This window comes from Sinosporangium album (assembly GCF_900100605.1).
In the GTDB taxonomy this organism is placed as follows: domain Bacteria; phylum Actinomycetota; class Actinomycetes; order Streptosporangiales; family Streptosporangiaceae; genus Sinosporangium; species Sinosporangium album.
The window spans coordinates 20,966-40,105 of record NZ_FNCN01000011.1; the positions used below are offsets into that span (position 1 = coordinate 20,966).

Annotated in this window: 19 protein-coding genes; 12 read left to right on the forward strand and 7 right to left on the reverse strand. The window is 67.5% G+C overall.

The window, feature by feature from the left end; translation table 11 throughout:
- Window positions 1-69: 69 nt before the first annotated feature.
- Both BLQ73_RS13360 and BLQ73_RS13365 read left to right on the forward strand, forming a co-directional pair.
- Window positions 70-366 (forward strand): hypothetical protein, encoded by a 297-nt coding sequence (locus BLQ73_RS13360; protein ID WP_093170763.1) that lies wholly within the window; start codon window positions 70-72, stop codon window positions 364-366.
- Complete coding sequence (locus tag BLQ73_RS13365; protein WP_245691058.1) at window positions 363-1,130, forward strand: LmbU family transcriptional regulator; 768 nt, start codon at window positions 363-365, stop codon at window positions 1,128-1,130. The genes BLQ73_RS13360 and BLQ73_RS13365 overlap by 4 nt, the downstream gene beginning before the upstream one ends.
- A 141-nt stretch (window positions 1,131-1,271) precedes the next feature.
- Here BLQ73_RS13365 and BLQ73_RS13370 read toward each other — a convergent pair whose 3' ends face one another.
- Window positions 1,272-2,240, reverse strand: coding sequence for a threo-3-hydroxy-L-aspartate ammonia-lyase (locus tag BLQ73_RS13370; RefSeq protein WP_093170764.1), 969 nt, complete (start codon window positions 2,238-2,240; stop codon window positions 1,272-1,274).
- 22 nt (window positions 2,241-2,262) lie between these two features.
- The gene (locus tag BLQ73_RS13375) at window positions 2,263-3,714 is read right to left on the reverse strand and encodes an MFS transporter (RefSeq protein WP_218125838.1); all 1,452 of its coding nucleotides are present in this window, start codon (window positions 3,712-3,714) and stop codon (window positions 2,263-2,265) included.
- Between the two features lie 321 nt (window positions 3,715-4,035).
- Here BLQ73_RS13375 and BLQ73_RS13380 point away from each other — a divergent pair, with 321 nt between their 5' ends.
- Window positions 4,036-5,085: an Lrp/AsnC family transcriptional regulator gene (locus tag BLQ73_RS13380; protein WP_093170766.1), complete on the forward strand. Its 1,050-nt coding sequence runs from the start codon at window positions 4,036-4,038 to the stop codon at window positions 5,083-5,085.
- A 71-nt stretch (window positions 5,086-5,156) separates the two neighbouring features.
- Here BLQ73_RS13380 and BLQ73_RS13385 read toward each other — a convergent pair whose 3' ends face one another.
- A complete protein-coding gene (locus BLQ73_RS13385; protein WP_176955419.1) occupies window positions 5,157-6,299 on the reverse strand; it encodes a CaiB/BaiF CoA transferase family protein in 1,143 nt (380 codons plus the stop codon).
- A 76-nt stretch (window positions 6,300-6,375) separates the two neighbouring features.
- Between BLQ73_RS13385 and BLQ73_RS13390 the strand changes: the two genes are divergently transcribed.
- Window positions 6,376-7,680 carry a thiolase C-terminal domain-containing protein gene (locus BLQ73_RS13390; RefSeq protein WP_245691059.1) on the forward strand — a complete coding sequence of 435 codons (1,305 nt, stop codon included), beginning with the start codon at window positions 6,376-6,378 and terminating at the stop codon, window positions 7,678-7,680.
- A complete protein-coding gene (locus BLQ73_RS13395; RefSeq protein ID WP_093170768.1) occupies window positions 7,677-8,129 on the forward strand; it encodes a Zn-ribbon domain-containing OB-fold protein in 453 nt (150 codons plus the stop codon). Before BLQ73_RS13390 ends, BLQ73_RS13395 begins: the two co-directional genes overlap by 4 nt.
- Here BLQ73_RS13395 and BLQ73_RS13400 read toward each other — a convergent pair.
- Window positions 8,115-8,969 (reverse strand): helix-turn-helix transcriptional regulator, encoded by an 855-nt coding sequence (locus BLQ73_RS13400; protein WP_093170769.1) that lies wholly within the window; start codon window positions 8,967-8,969, stop codon window positions 8,115-8,117. The genes BLQ73_RS13395 and BLQ73_RS13400 overlap by 15 nt on opposite strands.
- A 310-nt stretch (window positions 8,970-9,279) precedes the next feature.
- Here BLQ73_RS13400 and BLQ73_RS13405 point away from each other — a divergent pair, with 310 nt between their 5' ends.
- Window positions 9,280-9,897: a TetR/AcrR family transcriptional regulator gene (locus tag BLQ73_RS13405; protein WP_093170770.1), complete on the forward strand. Its 618-nt coding sequence runs from the start codon at window positions 9,280-9,282 to the stop codon at window positions 9,895-9,897.
- Between the two features lie 68 nt (window positions 9,898-9,965).
- On the opposite strand, the gene BLQ73_RS13410 is transcribed toward BLQ73_RS13405, so the two are convergent.
- From BLQ73_RS13410 to BLQ73_RS13420, 3 genes are all read right to left on the reverse strand, one after another.
- Window positions 9,966-10,730, reverse strand: coding sequence for an SDR family NAD(P)-dependent oxidoreductase (locus tag BLQ73_RS13410; RefSeq protein ID WP_093170771.1), 765 nt, complete (start codon window positions 10,728-10,730; stop codon window positions 9,966-9,968).
- A gap of 145 nt (window positions 10,731-10,875) precedes the next feature.
- A complete protein-coding gene (locus tag BLQ73_RS13415; RefSeq protein ID WP_093170772.1) occupies window positions 10,876-11,067 on the reverse strand; it encodes a ferredoxin in 192 nt (63 codons plus the stop codon).
- A 114-nt stretch (window positions 11,068-11,181) separates the two neighbouring features.
- Window positions 11,182-12,348 (reverse strand): thiolase family protein, encoded by a 1,167-nt coding sequence (locus tag BLQ73_RS13420; RefSeq protein WP_093170773.1) that lies wholly within the window; start codon window positions 12,346-12,348, stop codon window positions 11,182-11,184.
- 229 nt (window positions 12,349-12,577) lie between these two features.
- On the opposite strand from BLQ73_RS13420, the gene BLQ73_RS13425 reads away from it, so the two are divergent.
- The 6 genes from BLQ73_RS13425 to BLQ73_RS13450 are packed head-to-tail and all read left to right on the forward strand — an operon-like array spanning window position 12,578 to window position 19,105.
- Window positions 12,578-13,387 (forward strand): enoyl-CoA hydratase/isomerase family protein, encoded by an 810-nt coding sequence (locus tag BLQ73_RS13425; protein WP_093170774.1) that lies wholly within the window; start codon window positions 12,578-12,580, stop codon window positions 13,385-13,387.
- Window positions 13,388-13,422: 35 nt separating this feature from the next.
- Window positions 13,423-14,640, forward strand: a complete 1,218-nt coding sequence (locus tag BLQ73_RS13430; protein ID WP_093170775.1) for an amidohydrolase family protein — start codon at window positions 13,423-13,425, stop codon at window positions 14,638-14,640.
- Window positions 14,641-14,660: 20 nt separating this feature from the next.
- Entirely contained in the window at window positions 14,661-15,539 is an 879-nt protein-coding gene (locus tag BLQ73_RS13435) for a TIGR03619 family F420-dependent LLM class oxidoreductase (RefSeq protein WP_143020248.1), read from the forward strand.
- Window positions 15,540-15,553: 14 nt separating this feature from the next.
- Window positions 15,554-16,708: an acyl-CoA dehydrogenase family protein gene (locus BLQ73_RS13440; RefSeq protein ID WP_093170777.1), complete on the forward strand. Its 1,155-nt coding sequence runs from the start codon at window positions 15,554-15,556 to the stop codon at window positions 16,706-16,708.
- Window positions 16,708-17,541, forward strand: a complete 834-nt coding sequence (locus tag BLQ73_RS13445; RefSeq protein ID WP_093170778.1) for an enoyl-CoA hydratase/isomerase family protein — start codon at window positions 16,708-16,710, stop codon at window positions 17,539-17,541. Before BLQ73_RS13440 ends, BLQ73_RS13445 begins: the two co-directional genes overlap by 1 nt.
- Window positions 17,483-19,105, forward strand: coding sequence for an AMP-binding protein (locus BLQ73_RS13450; protein WP_093170921.1), 1,623 nt, complete (start codon window positions 17,483-17,485; stop codon window positions 19,103-19,105). The genes BLQ73_RS13445 and BLQ73_RS13450 overlap by 59 nt, the downstream gene beginning before the upstream one ends.
- Window positions 19,106-19,140 lie beyond the last annotated feature (35 nt).

A 19,140-nucleotide genomic window follows, 5' to 3' on the forward strand; every position in this document is an offset into this window, starting at 1 on the left:
CGAAGACGCGCGCTGTCGCCGAGGTCAGCCCGTGGACCAACGTGTACGGCCTGCCACTGGTGGGCGGCGGTGAGCTTCCAGGCCTCCGCCACCGCGCTCGACGGCGGCGACCAGATCGCCGCCGTGATCACGCTGCTGCTCCTGCCCGTCGCCCTCTCGATGGGACTGGTGAGCTTCGCACTGGTGATGTTCGGCTGCCTGGTGCTGCACCTGCGGCCGTCGGACCACCCCGTCACCCTCAGGATCAAGGAACTTTCCATGGCCAGCCCACACCCCCCGGCCCTCCGCGGCCCCGGCCGACCCGGCAGAACACGCAAAGCGGTCATCCGCAGCCTGGTCGTGAAACGCGGGAGGGAACAACTATGACCGAACAAGCGTGCATGGAGGACGAGCTCACCCTCGGCGGCGCCACGCCCGACGCCGGGCACGACCACCGGCCCGGACTCGACCGCGCCGTCGTGCCGCGCCGCACCGGCCTCCAGTTCCCCAGACAGATCCCCCTCACAAGCTGGGAGCGCATCGGCAGACAACTCTCCCTCATCGCCGACTCCTCCGCCTGGTGGCTCGGCGACTGGCTCGTCTACGGCCAGGACCACTACACCGACCGCTACCGCACGGCCATCGAAAGGACAGCCCTCGACTACCAGACCCTGCGCAACTACGCCTGGGTCGCCCGCCGCTTCAGCCTCCCCAGGCGCCGCGACAAACTCAGCTTCGCCCACCACGCCGAAGTCGCCGCCCTGAGCGAAGCCGACCAGGACCTCTGGCTGGAGCGCGCCGACCGGCACCGCTGGTCGCGCAACCGCCTGCGCCGCGAACTCCGGCAGGCCCAGACCGAGGCGAAAGCCGTACGGCGACAGCCCGCCGCGGCCCCCGCCGACCTCAACCTCCGGCCCAGCCGCGAACAACTCGAACGGTGGGAACTCGCCGCCCGCATCCAAGACTGCGATCTGACCCACTGGATGGTCCAAGGGCTCGAAACCCTCGCCGAGGAGGTCATCAACCGCAACGCCGCCCGCAGCACCCCACCGGCCTTCCCCCCGTCCCGCCCCTCCGGCAGCGGCGTCATCCTCTACCAGATCGCCCGCCAGGAGCCCGAAACCGCACCACTGAGCAGAGAAAGCGCCTGACCCACCGGTATCCGGGCGACCCGTCCCACGCCGCCCACATGCCGGCACCACCCCGGGCCTCCGCCGCGCGTCGTCGTGGTGCGGGAGGCCCGGGCCTCCCGCACCACGACGACGTATGAACCGGCGGCCCTTGAACAGATGTCAGGCGCCGATGAGCTCGGAGAACCTCTGGGCGTCGATGTTGCCGCCGGACGCGATGACGCCGATCCGGCGCGGCGGATCGGCGACGCGCCCGGCCATGAGGGCGGCCAGGGCGGTCGCTCCGCTGGGTTCGAGGACGAGTTTCAGCCGTTCGAAGGCGAACCGCATGGCGTGAACGATCTCGTCGTCGCCGACGAGGGCGACGGCGTCGACGAGGCGACGGTTGACCGCGAAGGTGATCTCGCCCGGAGTGGGCAGGGCCTGGCCGTCGGCGATGGTGTGCGGCACGGGAATGGTGACGCGTTCGCCGCTTTCCAGGGAGCGCTTGGTGTCGTCGCCGTTCTCCGGTTCGACGCCGATGACCCGGATCGCGGGGTGGAGCGCTTTGGCGGCGATGGCGCTGCCGGCCATGAGGCCGCCGCCTCCGACGGGCACGACGACGGCGCCGAGTTCCCCCGTCTCCTCAAGGAGTTCGAGGGCGGCGGTGCCCTGCCCGGCGATGACGTGGGGGTGGTCGTACGGCGGGATGAGGGCCAGGCCGCGATCGTCGGCGAGGGCCTGCCCGAGCCCTGTGCGGTCCTGGGTGTAGCGGTCGTAGGTGACGACTTCCGCGCCGTATCCGGCGGTGGCCTCCACCTTGGAGCGGGGGGCGTCCTCGGGCATCAGGACGACGGCGCCGGTGCCGAGCGTGCGTGCCGCCAGGGCGGCGGCCTGGGCGTGGTTGCCGGACGAGTAGGTGGCGATGCCTTTGGCCAGCTGCTCGGGGGAGAGCCGCGCCGCGGCGTTGTAGGCGCCGCGGAACTTGAAGGCGCCGACACGCTGCAAGTTCTCGCACTTGATGAACACTTCGGCGCCGACGAGGGCGTTCAAGGTGCGGGACGTGACGACGGGCGTGCGGTGGACGACACCGTGGAGGCGTGCGGCGGCCTCACGGATGTCGTCGAAGGATACGGGCAGAACGGTGGTCATTCGCCATCACCTTGGATAGTTGTCACTTGGAGCCGAGCAGCGGCGTGAAGCGGTGGCTTCGGGCGAGGACGAGCGCCACTACCACGGAGACAAGGAACGCACCGATTCCGATGGCGATGTAGCTGTTCACACCCACGGCCGAGTTCTTCTCCACTCCGTTGACCGTCACCTGGGTGGCCGTGAGCACAGCCGCGCCCACCACGTTCAGCAGCACCGAGCCGACCGCGAGCATGACCTGGATCAGGCCGGTCGTGACGCCGTGTGATTCAGCGGATGCCACGTTCGCCGCCATATTGAAGCCGGATGTCACGATCACTCCGGCTGTGAAACCCAGCAGGCCGAAGAAGACGAGCGCGGGATAGAAGTGGGAGGTCGACATGAACAGCCCGATGGCCGCTCCCGTGCCGATCAGCACACCGCCGGCCAGTGTCCACGCGGGTCCGATGCGGGTCGCCAGAGCACCCGCCAGTGGGCCTCCCAGGATGATGCCGATCGACGGCACGGCGAACAGCAGTCCCATCGATCCCGCGGCGTCGAGTCCGTATCCGAGCTGCTCGTCCGGCGAGATTCGGGCGATGAGGCCGATGAGTTGAAGCATGCTCTGGTATGCGCCGGTCGAAAGAACGACTACGGCCATGGTGAGTAGCAGTGGCTTGGTGAGATTGCCGATGGGGATGACGGGTTCGGGAATCCGCCGCGTCCGTATGCCCCACGCGATCATTAGCGCGATGCCGCCGACGATTATGCTGAGCGGGCCGACGCCGATCCATCCGAGCTCCGGAATGAGGCTGATGTAGCCGAGCGCCGCCGCCAGACCTCCACCGAGAAGCAGAGCTCCGAGGACGTCGAGTTTGCCCCCGGCCTTGATGGGGGACTCCGGAATGAGCAGGCGCACGAAGATCGCCGCTACGGCCGCGAGTGCCCCGGACACGACGAACACGCTCTGGAAGCCGTACTCGTCGGCCAGGTACTCGAACAGGAACGCGTCGAAAATGCCGATGACGGCCGTGCCGGCCGTCAGGAGGCCCACGACGGCCATGCCGAGGCGGGGTGCGCAGATCTGCCGGATGAGCGCGACCGTGAGGAAGAGGGCGGCCAGGGCCGCGCCTTGTATCATGCGCCCCGCGATGAACACCCAGACGTTGGGGGCGAACAGGCAAACGAGGGCGCCCAGGCAGCCGATGAGCAATGTCACCAGCAGCACTTTGCGCTTCCCGTAAATGTCGGCGCTCTTTCCGAGCAGCGGCGCCCACATGGCTCCGGCCAGCATCGCGCCGGCGTTGAGCCACGCCGCCTGATCGGTATCGAAATGTTCGAGCATCTGGGGAAGGACGATGATCGGCGAACTGACGACCGTGTCCACCATGACGTTGGCGGCGATCAGGACGAGTACCTGGCGGACCAGCCGCCCGCTCCAACCCGTGTGTAGTTCGCCGCTCAGTGATTCTCTATCGCTCGCGCTGCTGGTTGGCATATCGCACCGTGGTCTTTCTGTGCAGCGAGGGGGGGTGTAGGCGCATCAGGAGGCGGGTGTTGACGTGAGTCCTTGCGCGCGGCGGACGCGATCGCCATGTGCGATCGGTACGGGGCCACGTGGTCGAGGACGTCGGCGAGTTGGACGTCGTGCGCCAGAGGAGCCGCCTTGTTCTTGATTTCCAACGCGGCGTCTCCCCGGTTCAGGGGTTGATCTCGCTATGGCTGTTGCTAAATTATGTTGGCCTGGTGGATGGACTTATAGATTGCATGTTTCCATCGCTCATAGCGGTTTCACTGCACAGAAGGGGCCATCAGGCGCATGGCGCTCTCGGACTTCGACGAACTCGACATCGCCATCGTGGACGCCGTGCGATCTGCTCCGCGCGGGAGCTGGCGGGAGCTTGCACCCGTCCTGGGGGTGGACCCGGCGACCATCAGCCGGCGCTGGTCGCGCATGCAGTCGGAAAGGGTCGCCTGGGTCGCCGCCCATCTGTCGGGCGGTGCGATGCCTTCGTGCGCCTATGTGGAGATCGACTGCACACCGGGGCGATCGGGCGAGGTGGCGGACATCCTCGCTGCCGACATGGAGGCGGCCAGCATCAAGTTGACATCCGGTGCGAGGGATGTGCTGGTGCTGGCGCAGGCCCCCGATCTGAACACACTCTCCGACTACCTTCTGGGCCGTATAGGGCGCGTCCCGCACATCACACGTGTGCGCAGTCACCTCGTGACGCGGTCGGCTCTTGAGGGGAGTCGATGGCGTGAGGGCGCACTGAATCCGGAGCAGCGCCGGCGCCTGCGCGCCGAGGCCGAGGCCCGCCCGCACACCCCTGCCGTCCTCCAGGCCCCCGACTACCGCATCGTCCGCGCGCTGAACATCGACGGGCGGATGTCGTTCGAGCGGCTCGCCGAACACGTCGGTCTCGGCCCCGTCGCCGTGCGGCGACGGTTGACACGTCTGGAGGAGGCAGGGCTCGTCACCATGCGCTGCGACGCCTCGCGCCGGCTCTCGGGGCGTGCCGTCGCCGCCGTCTACTTCGGCTCACTCGACGCCCATGAGATGAAGAGCGCCGAAGGGCGGATCCGTACGCTGCCGGGGGTCCGGGCCTGCAGTCTTGTGGCGGGGCCGTACAACGTCATTGTCGACGCATGGCTGCGGTCGACGGGGGAGGCGCACGACCTTGAACGGAAGATGAGCGAGGTACTGCCCGCGTTGCGGATTCAGGATCGCTCGGTGGTCCTGCGCGCAGTGAAGTTGCTCGGCCACTTGCTCGATGCCGAGGGAAGGTCGGTAGGCTACGTGCCGCTCCTGGCTGAGGACCCCGTACTCGACGGCGGCGACGCCACGTCGGTTGAATTGGTCGGTTAATCAGTCGCTCGAACGCGTCACCATGTGAAGGTGCCGACGCGCTGGAAGTCCTCGCACTTGATCACTCTCGGTCATGGTGACGTCATGCCCCAGGCCGGATCGTGCAGCACCTCGTCGTGGCTGGCGTCCAGCTGCTCGCCGGTCCAGCGGATCGCGCCGGGCGTACGGCCGAACCGGGGCACAACGGCCGGCATGCGCATCGGCCCGTAGTCCGGATCCTCCACCGCTTCGATCGTGCCCCTGGCACGGTAGTGCGCGTCCGCAAAGATGTCTGCGATGTCGTACTCGATGCAGTAGGCGACGTCGTTCTCGTCGCAGATCTTCGTGAGCTCCTCCGCCGAGTGCCGCGCGACCCATCCGCCGAGGATCTCGTCGAGCTCCGCACGGTGCTTCACGCGAGCCGAGTTGGTGGCGAACCGGGGATCCGCGGGGAGCTCGGGCCCACCCACGGTTTCGAGGAGGCGTTCGGCGACGGGCTGAGTGCTGGCCGTCAGTGAGAACCACTTTCCGTCGGTGGTCTGCCAGGTGCCGACCGGTGCGACGTACGTGTTCGACGTACCCTCCCGGCCGATGACCGTGCCCTCCTGGTCGTAGGTGGCCGTCATGAGCTCCATGACCCGGAAGCACGCCTCATACAACGCGAGGTCGATCTCCTGTCCCTCTCCCGACCGCTGGCGCTCCGCGAACGCGGCGAGGACGGCGGCAGTGCCGGTCAGGGCGCCGAAGTAGTCGCCCACGGGAATGCCGGGATGGACGGGTGGGCGGTCGGGAAAGCCGTTGATCGAGGAGAATCCGCTAAAGGACTGGGCTATACGACCGAATGCCCTATTGCCCCGGTTAGGGCCGGTTTGCCCGAAGCCGCTGACGCGCAACATGATGAGGCTGGGGTTCTCGGCCCGCAGCGAGGCATAGTCGAGGCCCCAACGCTCCATCGTGCCCGGCGTGAAGTTCTCGATGAGAATGTCGGCCGCCTTGACGAGACGGCGCAGGATGTCGCGGCCACCGTCGACGCGCAGATCGAGGGCGACCGAGCGCTTCCCGCGGCCATTGACCTTCCACCACAGGGGCGCTCCGGAGTGCGATCCCAGCTTGCGGATCGGGTCGCCGATGCCGGGCTGCTCGACCTTCACGACGTCGGCGCCCCAGTCGGCAAGCAAAGTACCGATCATCGGTCCGGCGACAAGCTGTCCGATGTCGAGAACCCGAATTCCCACGAGCGGCCCCTGTGGCGTGGGCCGCTGATTTTTCGTCGTCATGCATCCTCCAAGGTCACGTCCCCTGACGATAGCGATGGGTCTTACCGAAAAAATGGTGGTGTTTGCACCAGTCAAGATAGATCTTGAATTGCGGGTATTCGGAACACTAGTTAAGGGCGCACTACGCTGCTTCTTGGCTGCGGCGGTTAACGTGATCGCCGTGGGCGAAATAGATATCGGTAATACTCAGCGCGACGCCGCGGCGATAGCGGGCGTCGGTCACACCGAGTACTCCAAGAATTCGGGCGTCACGACGCTCACATTGGCGATTCGCGCTGTCCAGGCCGCGCTCGCCGACGCCGGCTTGTCACAGCATGACGTGGACGGCGTCGCCTGCCACCGCGTGGGCGACTCCGTCGATCCCGCGTTGGTCGCTCAAGCGCTCGGTGTTCGAGATCTGAGATTCGTGCGGGACGTGTTCGGGGGCGGCAGTTCCTGCATAGCGCCGTTGGACGCGGCGGCGACCGCGGTCGCGACCGGGCAGGCCCGCTGTGTCGTCGTATGGCGGGCCCTCAACGGCCGCTCGGGTGTGCAGATGGCCGGGGCGGCTTCGAATCCGGCGCTGTCCGCGGACGCGCAGTACTGGCTGCCGTACCTCCACGCATCGGCGCCGCAGCAGTTCGCCATGTTCGCCCGCATGTACATGCACAAGCATGGTCTGACCGCCGAGGACCTGGGGCGGGTGGCGATCGCGCAGCGAGCCCACGCCGCGCTCAACCCCCGAGCGATGATGCGGCGGCCGATCACGATGGACGACTACCTCGGGTCCCGGTGGATCGCGGAACCTCTTCGACTGCTCGACTGCTGTCAGCAGAACGACGCGGCCGTCGCGTTGGTCGTGACATCGACGGCCCGGGCCCGAGACCTCAGGCGGACACCTGTCACCATCACGGCGACGGCCTTCGGCGGGGGCGGCCAGCTGGCTTCCAACCATCGCTCGGATCCCACCGTCTCGGGGGCCCACGCCATGGCCCCGCGGCTTTACGCCGCAGCCGGGCTCGGCCCCGATGAGATCGATCTCGCCGAGCTCTACGACGCGTTCACACCGCTGGTACCGCTGCAGTTGGAGGCCTATGGGTTCTGCAAACGGGGCGAGGCCGGCCACATGATCAGAGAGGGGGCCGTTCGCCTCGGCGGCGTCTTGCCGATCAACACCCATGGCGGTCATCTTTCGGAGGGTTACGTGCACGGACTGAACCATGTAGCCGAAGCGGTGCTTCAGCTACGCCACGATTGCGGCGAACGCCAGGTGCCGGGCGCCGAAGTCGCGCTGTCGACAGCGCAACCCGGCGTGAACAGCGGCCTCACCGGCGCCGTGATCCTCAAGCGGGCCGCATGAGCACGCGGCCGTATCCGGTGACCGATCTGGACTCCTCTCCATGGTGGGAGGCGCTGCAGCGCCGTGAGTTCGTGCTTCAGTCCTGCGCGCCCTGCCGGCGCCTGCGCTGGCCGGCCAGGGCGATGTGCAATGACTGCGGTTCGGACGAGTGGACATGGGTGTCGGCCTCGGGGGTCGGCGCCGTCGCCTCCTGGACGGTGACGCATCGCCCCGGGCCGGCAGGCGGCGAGACCTTCGTCGTCGTCCTGGTGAGACTCGACGATCAGGACGACATTCTGGTACCGGGCTACTTCGACGGGCCTCCGGACGGTGCCGGACTCACCATCGGGCTGCCGGTCGAGGTCGGCTTCGACGAGGTCGAGGCCGGCGACGACGGTCGGCGTCTCACGGTGCTTCGTTGGCGCCGGGCGGCCCTCCGCGGTGGAGGACCGGGGTCAGTCCGCGAGTAGCCTGGACATGCGGTCCCGTGAATCCTGGTCCTCGAGCATGTGCACCATGACCAGCAGGTTGGGCTGGTCGAGCGGTCGGAGCTGGACGAGCCGGGCCTGGACGGTGCCGATGTCGGGGTGTCTGATCCTCTCGATGTGGCCGTCGAAGCCCTGTACCTCGTGGCGCTGCCAGGTTTTCCGGAAGAAGGGGCTGTCCTCGTTGAGCTGGTCGATCACTTGCGTGAACCGCACGTTTCCTGGGTATTTCGCCGCCTCGGCCCGGAACCGCGCGATGGCGAACTCCGTCTCCGCCTCCCAGCCGACGAGGCGTTCTCTCAGCTCGGGGCACATGACTTGGATCCACAATCCATTGCGGTGCTCCTCGTCCAATGTGGATGGATCGACGAACAGGCGGGCGTACGCGCGGTTCCAGGTGACCAGGTCGGTGACCGGATGCATCAGGTGCGCCGGATGCGGCAGCAGGCTGTCGACCAGCGAGACCAGGCTCTCGCCGACCTCCGGCCGGCCGTACTCGAGGCTCTTGGGAGCTATCCCGGCGAGGCGGCGCAGATAGCGGTGCCCGTTGTCGTCGAGTCTCAGCGCACGGGCCAGCGCCTCGACGACCTGGGGCGTTGTACGGATGTCGCGCCCTTGTTCCAGCCACGTGTACCACGTGACACTCACCGCGGCGGTGTCGGCCACCTCGTGCCGCCGGAGGCCTTTCACCCGTCGACGGCCGCGGCGTGGGATTCCGAGGTCCTCCGGCTGCAGGGACTCGCGCCGCGTCCGGAGGAAAGCCGCGAGTTCATCGCGGCGGGCCCGTTCTTCGATGATCCGGGACGATCGAATTAGATCATTCATGCTGGTTCCACTGTTCTTCGCACCTCAGCTTTTCGCCCGGGTGGTGCGCACGCCCGCGCTTGGCGGGGAGTGCAGCACTGCGGAAACGAGAAGTAGTGCCGCTCGCTGTGACGTGGTGGGGGTTCGTCGGGGTGGAAGTCGAGGCGGCTCACGGGGTGAGCCGTATGAGCGTCTCGTGGGCCGTTCGGTTGATGCGGTCGACGACTGTAGCGTCGACCTCGGGGTATGCCCCGCGTAGCGGTCGAGCATCGGTGATACTACACTGCACCGAGTAGTGCAATTTAGCAAGACTCTGGCGGAAGGACGTGGGATGACAGCCGTCGAACAGTCGCGTAGGCGAGGGCGTTCGGAGCAGAAGCACACGGCTGTGCTCGACGCGGCGCAAGCCCTGTTCCTCGCGGACGGCTACGAGCGGACGAGCGTCGACGCCATCGCGGCCCGTGCGGAGGTGTCGAAGAGGACGGTGTACGACCACTTCGGTGACAAGGAGCGGATCTACGGCGCGGTGATGGACCGGGTGTCGGAGAGGCTCCTGGTCACCGTCAAGGCGGCGATCGAGGAGGAGCTGCCGGAAGGCTGCGATCTGCGGTCGGGGCTGCTCTCGTTCGCGCGTCGTGTCGCCACGGATACGTTCTCGTCATCCGACTTCACGCTGTTTCGGAGACTCCTCGGCATGAGCATAGGCAAGCGCCGCATCACCGGCTCCGTGCGGAACGCGCCGAAAGAGCTCTTCGTGGGGCGCATGGCTTCCTTCTTCAAGGCCGGCGCCATCATCACGGAGAACCCTTGGCGCGCCGCGGAGCATTTCATCGCGCTCACGTTCCTGCTCGCCCTCGACACGCTCGACCCCGCCGTGGAGGGCGCGTGGAATGAGGTGGACGAGGTCCTCGTCGACGGTGTGGACACGTTCCTCCGCGCCTACACCTGAGTACGGCTCGGCGCCGGCGCCACGCCCGCGTCACTGCAGTGCGGTTCGGCGCCAGCGCCACGCCCGCGTCACTGCGGGGCCATGCGGATTCCACCGTCGAGCCGGATCGTCTCCCCGTTGATCATCGGGTTCTCCAGCACGTGTACGGCCAGCGCCGCATACTCGTCGGGTGCCCCGAGCCTGCTGGGATGCGGCACCATCCGCCCGAGGGAATCGCGCACGTTCTGGGGGAGCCGTGCCAGGAGCGGGGTGTCGAAGATGCCTGGAGCGATCGTCGCGACACGGATCAGCTTCGACGCGAGATCACGCGCCGCGACCAGCGTCATCCCGACGACCCCCGCCTTCGCCGACGCGTACGGGATCTGGCCGATCTGGCCTTCCCACGCCGCCACGGAAGCGGTCAGCACGATCGCTCCACGCTCCCCACCGACCGGGTCGGTGGCGGCCATCCGGGCCGCCGCCAGCCGTAGAACGTTGAATGAGCCGACCAGATTCAGGTTGACGATCGCGGCGTAGTCTTCAAGGGAACCCGCGCTGCCGTCCTTGCGAAGGATCCGCATGGCGTGCCCGCGGCCCGCGCAATGCACGACGGCGCGCAGCGGGCCGAGTTCCTCGGCCGCGTCGAGCGCGGGAGCGACCCCCTCCTCCGTCGTCACATCACCGGGCACGAAGACGGCGCCATCGCCGATCTCCGCTGCCGCGGAGGCCCCCCCGGATGCCTCCAGGTCGAGCAGCACCACCCGGGCGCCCGCATGGACGAGACGGCGCGCCGTCGCGAGGCCGAGCCCCGACCCGCCGCCCGTCACGACAGCCGAGATCCCTGAAATATCCACTGCGTCTCCTTGCATAGTGTCGTGAACGTGCGGCGCGGCCCGAGGCGGTGATGTTTCAGCCGGGCATCGGGCGAAGCTCGCGTACCCCGTCGGACTCGCTGATCAGCGCGATCGGGGGCGAGCCCACCGCGCCGCCGAAAAGGGGCTAGTCCTCGATGCTGATCGCGCCCTTCGGGCAGGCCCGGAGGGCGTCCTCGACCTGGGGCCATACGGCTTGCGCCGGGGACTCGTCCAGCACGTAGAGGAAATTGTCGTCACGCACTTCGAACACCTCCGGCGCGATCTCCATGCACAGGGCATTGCTCTCGCAGAGGTCGTAGTCCACGGAAATCTTCATGGCCTCATGGTGCACCGGTCGCCGTGCGTCAGCGTGACCGAACGAGTAGGAGCACCGCCACCACCACCTCAGGACGGCGGTCACGGCTCCCCGGTGGGCCGTCGTCTCAGCCGGTCACAGAAGTTCGACGACGGTGGCGTTCGCAGTGCCGCCGCCCTCGCACATGGTCTGCAGGCCGTAGTGAATGCCCCTGTCCCGCATGTGATGCAGCATCCGGGTCATCAGGATGGTGCCGGACGCGCCGAGAGGGTGGCCGACGGCGATCGCCCCGCCGAGCGGATTGAGGACCTCGTCGTCCACCCCGAATTCGGCCTGCCAGACCAGCGGGACCGGGGCGAAGGCCTCGTTGACCTCGAAGACCCCGATGTCCGAGACCGAAAGTCCGGCCTTCTTCAGCACCTTCCGGGTGGCCGGGAGCGGTCCGGTGAGCATCAACAGCGGGTCCGCGCCGGAGACCGCGCCGGCGTGGTAGCGGGCGATCGGGGTGAGCCCGAGTTCCTTCGCCTTCTCCGGGGTGGTGATCAGGATGGCCGAGGCGCCATCGGAGATCTGCGAGGCGTTGCCCGCATGGATCAGTCCGTCGTCGCGGAAGGAGGGTTTGAGCTTTGCCAGCGTCTCGGCCGTGGTCCCGCGCCGGAGGCCCTCGTCCGCGGTGAACTCCGGCTTGCCCGGCACCGGGACGAGCTGCCCGTCGAAGGCGCCCGCGTCGATCGCGGCGGCCGCGAGCTCGTGGGAGCGCGCGGCGTACTCGTCGAGCCGCCGCCGGGAGAGGCCCCACCGCTGGGCGATCCGCTCGGCCCCGACGCCCTGGTTGAAATCCTCGTGGGGGAACTCGCCGCTGGTCAGGTCCGCTTCGTACCGGGCACGGGCCAGCGGTCCGTAGGGCCGGCCGAGGTCGCGGCCCGCGCCCAGCGGCACCCTGGTCATCGTTTCGACACCGCCCGCGACGACGACGTCGTACTGGCCGGCCATCACCATCCCGGCGGCGAAGTCGAAGGTCGACTGGCTCGACCCGCACGCGCGGTTCACCGTGACACCAGGGACGGTCTCCGGCCAGCCCGCGGCCAGAACGGCGTACCGGCCGATCTGCGCGGCCTGGTCGCCGACCTGGTTGACGCAGCCCCACAGGACGTCGTCGATCACCTCGGGGTCGATCCCGGTGCGCTCTCGCAGCGCCCGGAGCACATACGCGGACAGGTCGGCGGCGTGAACGTCGGCGAGAGATCCGTTGCGCTTTCCAATGGGGGTACGGACGGCGTCCACAATGACGGCTTCAGGCATGGTTCCTCGAAATGCAGTCGGGGTGATTTGAGCAAAGGTACGACAACGCGCGACCATCGTCGCGATCGGGGGAGGAAGTTCACTTCGATTAATGAGGGTCGGGCACCGGAACCCTTGGAATGCGCCCGGGCTACAGGGTGGCAGTACGGCTGATGGCATGGGCCGACTCTGTTTGGAAACGGCTCACGTGCTGATACTCGGATCAGTTCCAACGGAGGTTCTGGTGAGGATGAACGGCGGTAAACCAGATGTGCTGCTCGTTGAAGGCGACGGTCCGGTACGAACGGTAACGATGAATCGCCCCGCGCAACGCAATGCCGTCAACGAAGAGTTGCACGCCGCGCTGGCGGGAATATGGGGCCGGTTACGCGACGACGAGGAAGTCCGTGCGGTGGTCTTCACCGGGGCGGGAAAGGCATTTGCCGCCGGGGGCGACCTGGAGTACCTCGTCCGTGTCTCCAACGACCCGCAGTACCGCTATCGCACGATGGCGGAGGCTCGGCGCATCGTGACCGAGATGCTGGCCTTCCCCAAGCCGATCATCGCCGCCGTGAACGGCCCGGCCGTCGGCTTGGGGTGCAGCCTGGCCGTGATGTCGGACGTCGTCTTCATGAGCGATCAGGCTTTTATGGCCGATCCGCACGTGAGCCTGGGTGTCGTCGCGGCCGACGGCGGCGTGCTGGCCTGGCCCCTCATGATGAGCCTGCTTCGCGCGAAGGAGTACCTCTTCACCGGCGACCGCATCGACGCCGTCACAGCCGAACGCATCGGGCTGGCGAACCACGTCGTGCCACATGACCAGGTCCTGCCTCGGGCGTACGAACTGGCCGAGCGGCTGGCGCGGCAGCCGCAGCAGGCACTGTGGGACACCAAACGCGCTCTCAACATCCACATGGGCAAAGCGATCAGCAGCGTGATCGACTTCGCGTTCGCGTCCGAGAGCGAGACGTTCGCGCTCCCGGAGTTCGGGGCCTCGCTCAGGGCCTACACCGCCCGGCAGGGCATCAGCGCCCCTGCCGCGGCGTCATCCACGTCGTGACGAAAGTCGTGACGAAACAAGAGGAGAGACGAATCATGGATATTTCGCTCGACTGGCTGGTCTCGGTCGACGACCACGTGCTTGAGCCGCCGCATGTCTGGCAGGACCGGCTGCCGGCCGCGTTCCGGGAGGCCGGCCCGCGGATGGTGCGGGACGACCAGGGCGAAGCGTGGGTCTTCGAGGGCAAGCGGATGCCGACCACCGGACTCTCCGCCGCCGCAGGTAAGAAGAGGGAGGAGTTCAGCCCGCTCCCGGTGACCTATGACGACATGCGGCCGGGGTGTTATGACCCGGCCGCGCGTATCGAGGACATGAACCGCGCCGGGGTGCTGGCCTCGCTGTCGTTCCCGTCCTTTCCGAGGTTCTGCGGCCAGACGTTCACCGAGGCCAGTGACCGCGAGCTCGGACTGCTCTGCGTCAAGGCCTACAACGACTGGATGATCGAGGAGTGGTGCGGCACGGCGCCGGACCGCCTGGTCCCGATGATCATCCTTCCGCTGTGGGACCCGCATCTCGCCGCCCAGGAGATCGAGCGCACCGCGGCGATGGGCGCCAAGGCGATCGCCTTCAGTGAGAATCCGTACCAGCTGGGCCTGCCGTCCATCCACGACCGGAGCGGCTACTGGGAGCCGATGATCGCCGCGGCGGCCGAGACGGAGATGCCGATCTGCATGCACCTCGGCTCCTCCTCGAAGCTGCCCGCCACATCGCCCGAGATGCCGATGGCCGGTGTCATCGCGCTGACGCCCGTCGCCAGTACGGCTGCCGCATGCATCGACTGGCTCTTCAGCCCCTGGCTTTCGCGCTACCCCAACATCAAGCTGTGCCTGTCCGAAGGCGGCATCGGATGGATCCCCTACGTGCTTGAGCGCTGCGACCACGTGGTCCAGGTGCACCGGGGCTGGGCCGCCAAGGGGGACTTCAGCGGAGATCTCACCACCGGCGCCGTCGACGACAGTGACCTCGGTGGCCTTGACATGTCCGTGATGCCGTCGGAACTGTTCCGGAAGCACATCTTCGGGTGCTTCATCGAGGACCCGTTCGGCGTCAGCGCCATCGAGAAGATCGGCGTGGACAACGTGATGATCGAGACCGATTACCCGCACACCGACTCGACCTGGCCGAACTCCATCGAAGTGGCCCACAAGCAGCTTGAGGGTCTTTCGGACGACGTGAAGCGCAAGGTTCTGCAGACCAATGCCGCGCGGGTGTTCCGCTTGGATCTGCCCGAGCCGCCCGCGACGCGCCAGTGACCTTGGCCGCTCGTACGAACATGAAGGTCTGGCTTTCGCTGCCCTTCCTGCCCGCGGACGGTCTCCTGCGTCTGTCGGTCGCAGCCGAGGATGCCGGTGTCACCGGCGTCGCACTCTCGGACCACGTCTGTGTGCCGATCGACTTCTCGTCGCCGTATCCCTACGGCGGCGGGAAGCCGGTCGCCTTGCCGCCCGAGGCGGAGCTTCCCGATCCGCTTGTCGCCGCCGCCGGACTCGCCTCCGCGACGACGGGCCTCCGATTCATGACCGCGGTCCTCATCGCGCCGCTGCGGCACCCGGTGCTGCTGGCGAAGCAGGTGGCCACGGTGTCGGCGATGAGCGGCGGGCGCTTCGACCTCGGCGTGGGCGTCGGCTGGCTCCGAGAGGAGTACGAGGCCTTGGGGCAGTCGAACTTCGATGACCGGGGGCGCGTCTTGAACGAGATGCTGCCGCTTCTGCGGCGGCTCTGGACCGGCGAGCCGGTCGCTCACGACGGCGACCACTTCTCCTTCGAAGCCGTCGCCGTGAATCCGGCCCCACAGGCGGACGTCCCGATCTTCGTCGGCGGAACGTCGAACGCCGCGCTCCGGCGCTGCGCGGCGTTCGCGGACGGCTGGGTGGGAGCGAACCATTCGGTCGAGGAGCTGGCCGGGATCGTCGGCAGGCTCGCCAAGGCACGCGCCGAAGCGGGCACCGAGGACCGCCCCTTCGAGATTCGGACCGGTATCCGGGGCACGGTGACGCGGGACCGATTGGACGCCCTCCGCGAGCTCGGTGTCGACTCCTTCCTGCTCGCGCCGTGGCAGATCGGAGAGCGGCGTGAGTCGATCTACGACCTTCCCGTGAACGTTATCGTCGACGCGCTTCCCGAGCTCGTCGAGTTGATCCGGACGGCGTAGGAGCCACTTACCCGATGGAACGAACAATTTTCGACGACGACCACGAACTCTTCCGGAAGTCGGTCCGATCCTTCATCTCGCGGGAGATCACGCCGCACTTCGAGCGGTGGGAGCGCTCCGGCATCATCGACAAGGCCCTGTTCCGCAAGGCCGGGGATGCGGGAATTCTGGCGCTCGGCGTGCCTGGAGAGCTCGGAGGAGCGGGCCGGCTGGATTTCCGGTTCAACGCCGTCGTTCTGGAAGAGGTGTGCCGAGCCGGCGTGATGAACGCCGGTCTCGGCATCTCCACACACGCCGACGTCGTCGTGCCGTACTTCGTCCAGTACGGCACGCGGGAACAACAGGAACGCTGGTTGCCCGGCCTGAGTTCGGGAGAACTCGTCGGCGCCATCGCGATGACCGAGCCGGACACCGGGTCGGATCTGGCGGCGATCTCCACGCGGGCCGTACGGGACGGCGACAGCTACGTCATCCGGGGCAGCAAGATCTTCATCTCGAACGGCATCAACAGCGATCTGGTGATCCTCGTGTGCCGCACCGGGTACAACGAGGCGGCTCAGCGGAACCTCAGCCTCGTCGTCGTGGAGACCGACCGGCAGGGATTCAGCCGGGGACGCAATCTCGACAAGGTCGGTCAGCACTCGGCCGACACGGCCGAGATGTTTCTGGACGATGTGGTGGTCCCGGTGGAGAACCTCCTTGGCGAGGAGGACCGCGGGTTCTACCACCTGGTGTCGATGCTCCCTCAGGAGCGCCTGTCGATCGCGGTGATGGCGTTGGCGCATGCGCAGGTCGCCTTCGAACAGACCCTCGCCTACTGCAAAGAGCGCCGCGCCTTCGGGCAGCCCATCGGCTCCTTCCAGAACTCCCGCTTCCAGCTCGCCACGATGCGTACCGAACTGGACATCGCCCAGGCCTTCGTTGACAAGCAACTCGCGGCTCACGTCGCGGGTGAGCTCTCCGCGGAGGAGGCGGCGCAGGCCAAGTGGTGGTGTGCCGAGCTCAATTCCCGCGTGTTGACGTCGTGCGTTCAGTTGCACGGCGCGTACGGATACATGGAGGAGTGCGCGGTCGCACGCGCCTGGCGGGACGGGCGTGCGATGTCGATCTACGGCGGCACCAACGAGATCATGAAGGAAATCATCGGACGCCGAATGCTGGGGGTCTGATGGACCTCGGTACGCCGAACCTCCGATTCGAGCGGCGCGGCCCGATCGCCTGGTGCACGGTCGACAACCCCACGCAACGCAACGCCTTGTCGACGGCGATGTACCGGGGCCTCGGCCGGGCGGTCCAAGGTGTCGCGCGTGATCCCCGGCTTGAGGCACTGGTCATCACGGGCGTCGACGACGTGTTCATCGTCGGTGGCGACCCCGCCTCGCATGGCTCCGATGACGCGCCGCCGGGCGACGGAGACCTGCCGTTCTCGCTGCTCCACCAGGGCGACGTCCCGGTCGTCGTCGCGATCAACGGCCATTGCCAGGCGAGCGGTCTCTGGCTCGCCGTACTCGCCGACGTGGCGGTCGTCAGCGAGCGGGCCCGCTTCCGGCTTCCGGAACTGCGGCTCGGTGTGGCAGCGCCCTGGAGCGCGGCATTGCTGCCTCCGGTGATCGGGCTCGCCAGAACGAAGGAGCTGGCGTTGACCTCCCGGTCGTTCAGCGCCGCCGAGGCGTACGCCATGGGCCTCGTCGCCAGGGTCGTCCCGCATGACGACCTCCACGATGAGGCCGAACGCACCGCGTACGAGCTCCTTGAGGCCGCCCCGGGAGCACGCGCGGCGTGGAAGCGGGCGGTACACACGCACATCGAACCGGTCGACGAACGATCTGTCGCGGCGTCGATCAGCACGACCGAGGCGGAGGAAGGGTTCGCTGCCTTCGCCGAGCGGCGGCCTCCGTCGTGGTCGCGGGGCGTCGGACGAGAGAAGGACAGGAGGGGCAGCAATGGAAGGTTGGGGGAGCACCTCGACGGAGGGGCTGACGGCCGTCGGACTCCTGCGTGAATGCGCGGAGGAGGCCGGCGACCAGCCGTTCCTGGATTTCGGCGGGGAGCCGTACACCTACCGTCAGATGTGGCGGCGAGCGACCTCGTACGCCGCAGGGCTGGGCAAGACGGGACTCCAACCGGATCAGACCGTTGTCACGATGCTCGACAACAACGCGGACGCGGTCTCCCTCTGGTTCGCGACGAACCTTCTCGGCGGCATCTGGGTGCCTGTCAATACAGCCTTGAAAGGGAGTTTCCTCTCGCACGTCGTCGCGGACGCCGGCGCGCGCGTCGTGGTGTGCGAGGCCGATTTCCTCGACCGGCTCCGAGCGGAGATCGGTCATCTGCCGAATGTCGAGCGCATCCTCGTACGCGGGCTCCACGCGCCGAGCCGGATCGGCGACGTCGCCGTGGAACCGCTTGAGGACTACCTCGTCGACGGCGGTGAGCAGATCGGGGTCGAGCGCGGCTCCGACGACACGGCTTTGATCATCTACACCGGTGGAACCACCGGCCCGTCCAAGGGCTGCGCCATCTCCAACGGTTACGTGTTCAGCTCCGCTCGGGGATTCCTGGTCCAGAGCGGACGCACGAAGGACGAGCTGAACTGGAGCCCCCTGCCGATCTACCACTTCAACCTCGTGAGCGGGACCATCCTCGGCACCATGCTGCTGCGCGGCTCGGCGTCGATCGCCTCCCGCTTCTCGGTGTCGGGGTTCTGGCCCGACGTCGAGCGGACCGGCGCCACGATGGTCAATCTGCTCGGCTCCATGGGTTCGCTGATCGCACAGATGGACGAGACGCCGGAGATGACCCGCTGCCACGGGCAGATCCGCGTCGTTCACGGCGCGCCGTTCCCGCCGGAGCTGCAGGAGCTGTGGCGCACCCGGTTCGGCGTGCGGCGGGTGGGCGGCAACACCTACGGGCTCACGGAGTGCTTCCCTCTCACGACCCTTGAGGTCGGAGCCTCGTCTCCTCCGGGCAGCTCCGGAAAGGCGAACTCGGAGGACTTCGACGTCAGGATCTTCGATGACAACGACCGTGAGGTAGCGGTGGGCGAGGTCGGCGAGGTCGTGTGCCGGCCTCGACGGCCGGGCGTGATGTTCCAGGGGTACTGGCGGCGCCCGGAGGCCTTCGCCGCGGTCACTCGCAACCTGTGGTTCCACACCGGAGATCTCGGCCGCTTCGATGACGACGGGTTCTTCTATTTCGTTGACCGGAAGAAGGACTATCTCAGGCGCCGCGGCGAGAACATCTCCAGCCACGAGGTGGAGCAGGCGATGCTCACCCACCCGGCGCTGGCCGAGGTGGCCGTCCACGCGGTGCCGTCCGAACTCACCGAGGACGATCTCAAGGTCACCGCCGTCCTGTCACCGGACGCGGAGCTCTCAGAGCGCGAGCTCTTCGAATGGGCCAAGGACCGCCTCCCGTACTTCGCTCTGCCGCGGTACATCGAGTTCCGAGACGCACTGCCCACCAGCCCCCTCGGCCGGGTGCACAAGTACAAGCTGCGCGACGAGGGCTGTACTCCGGCCACATGGGATCGGGAGAAGGCCGGTGTCGAGTGGGACCGGCGGTAGCCCGTAGCCGGGCGGTATCCATAGATCGGTGAAGG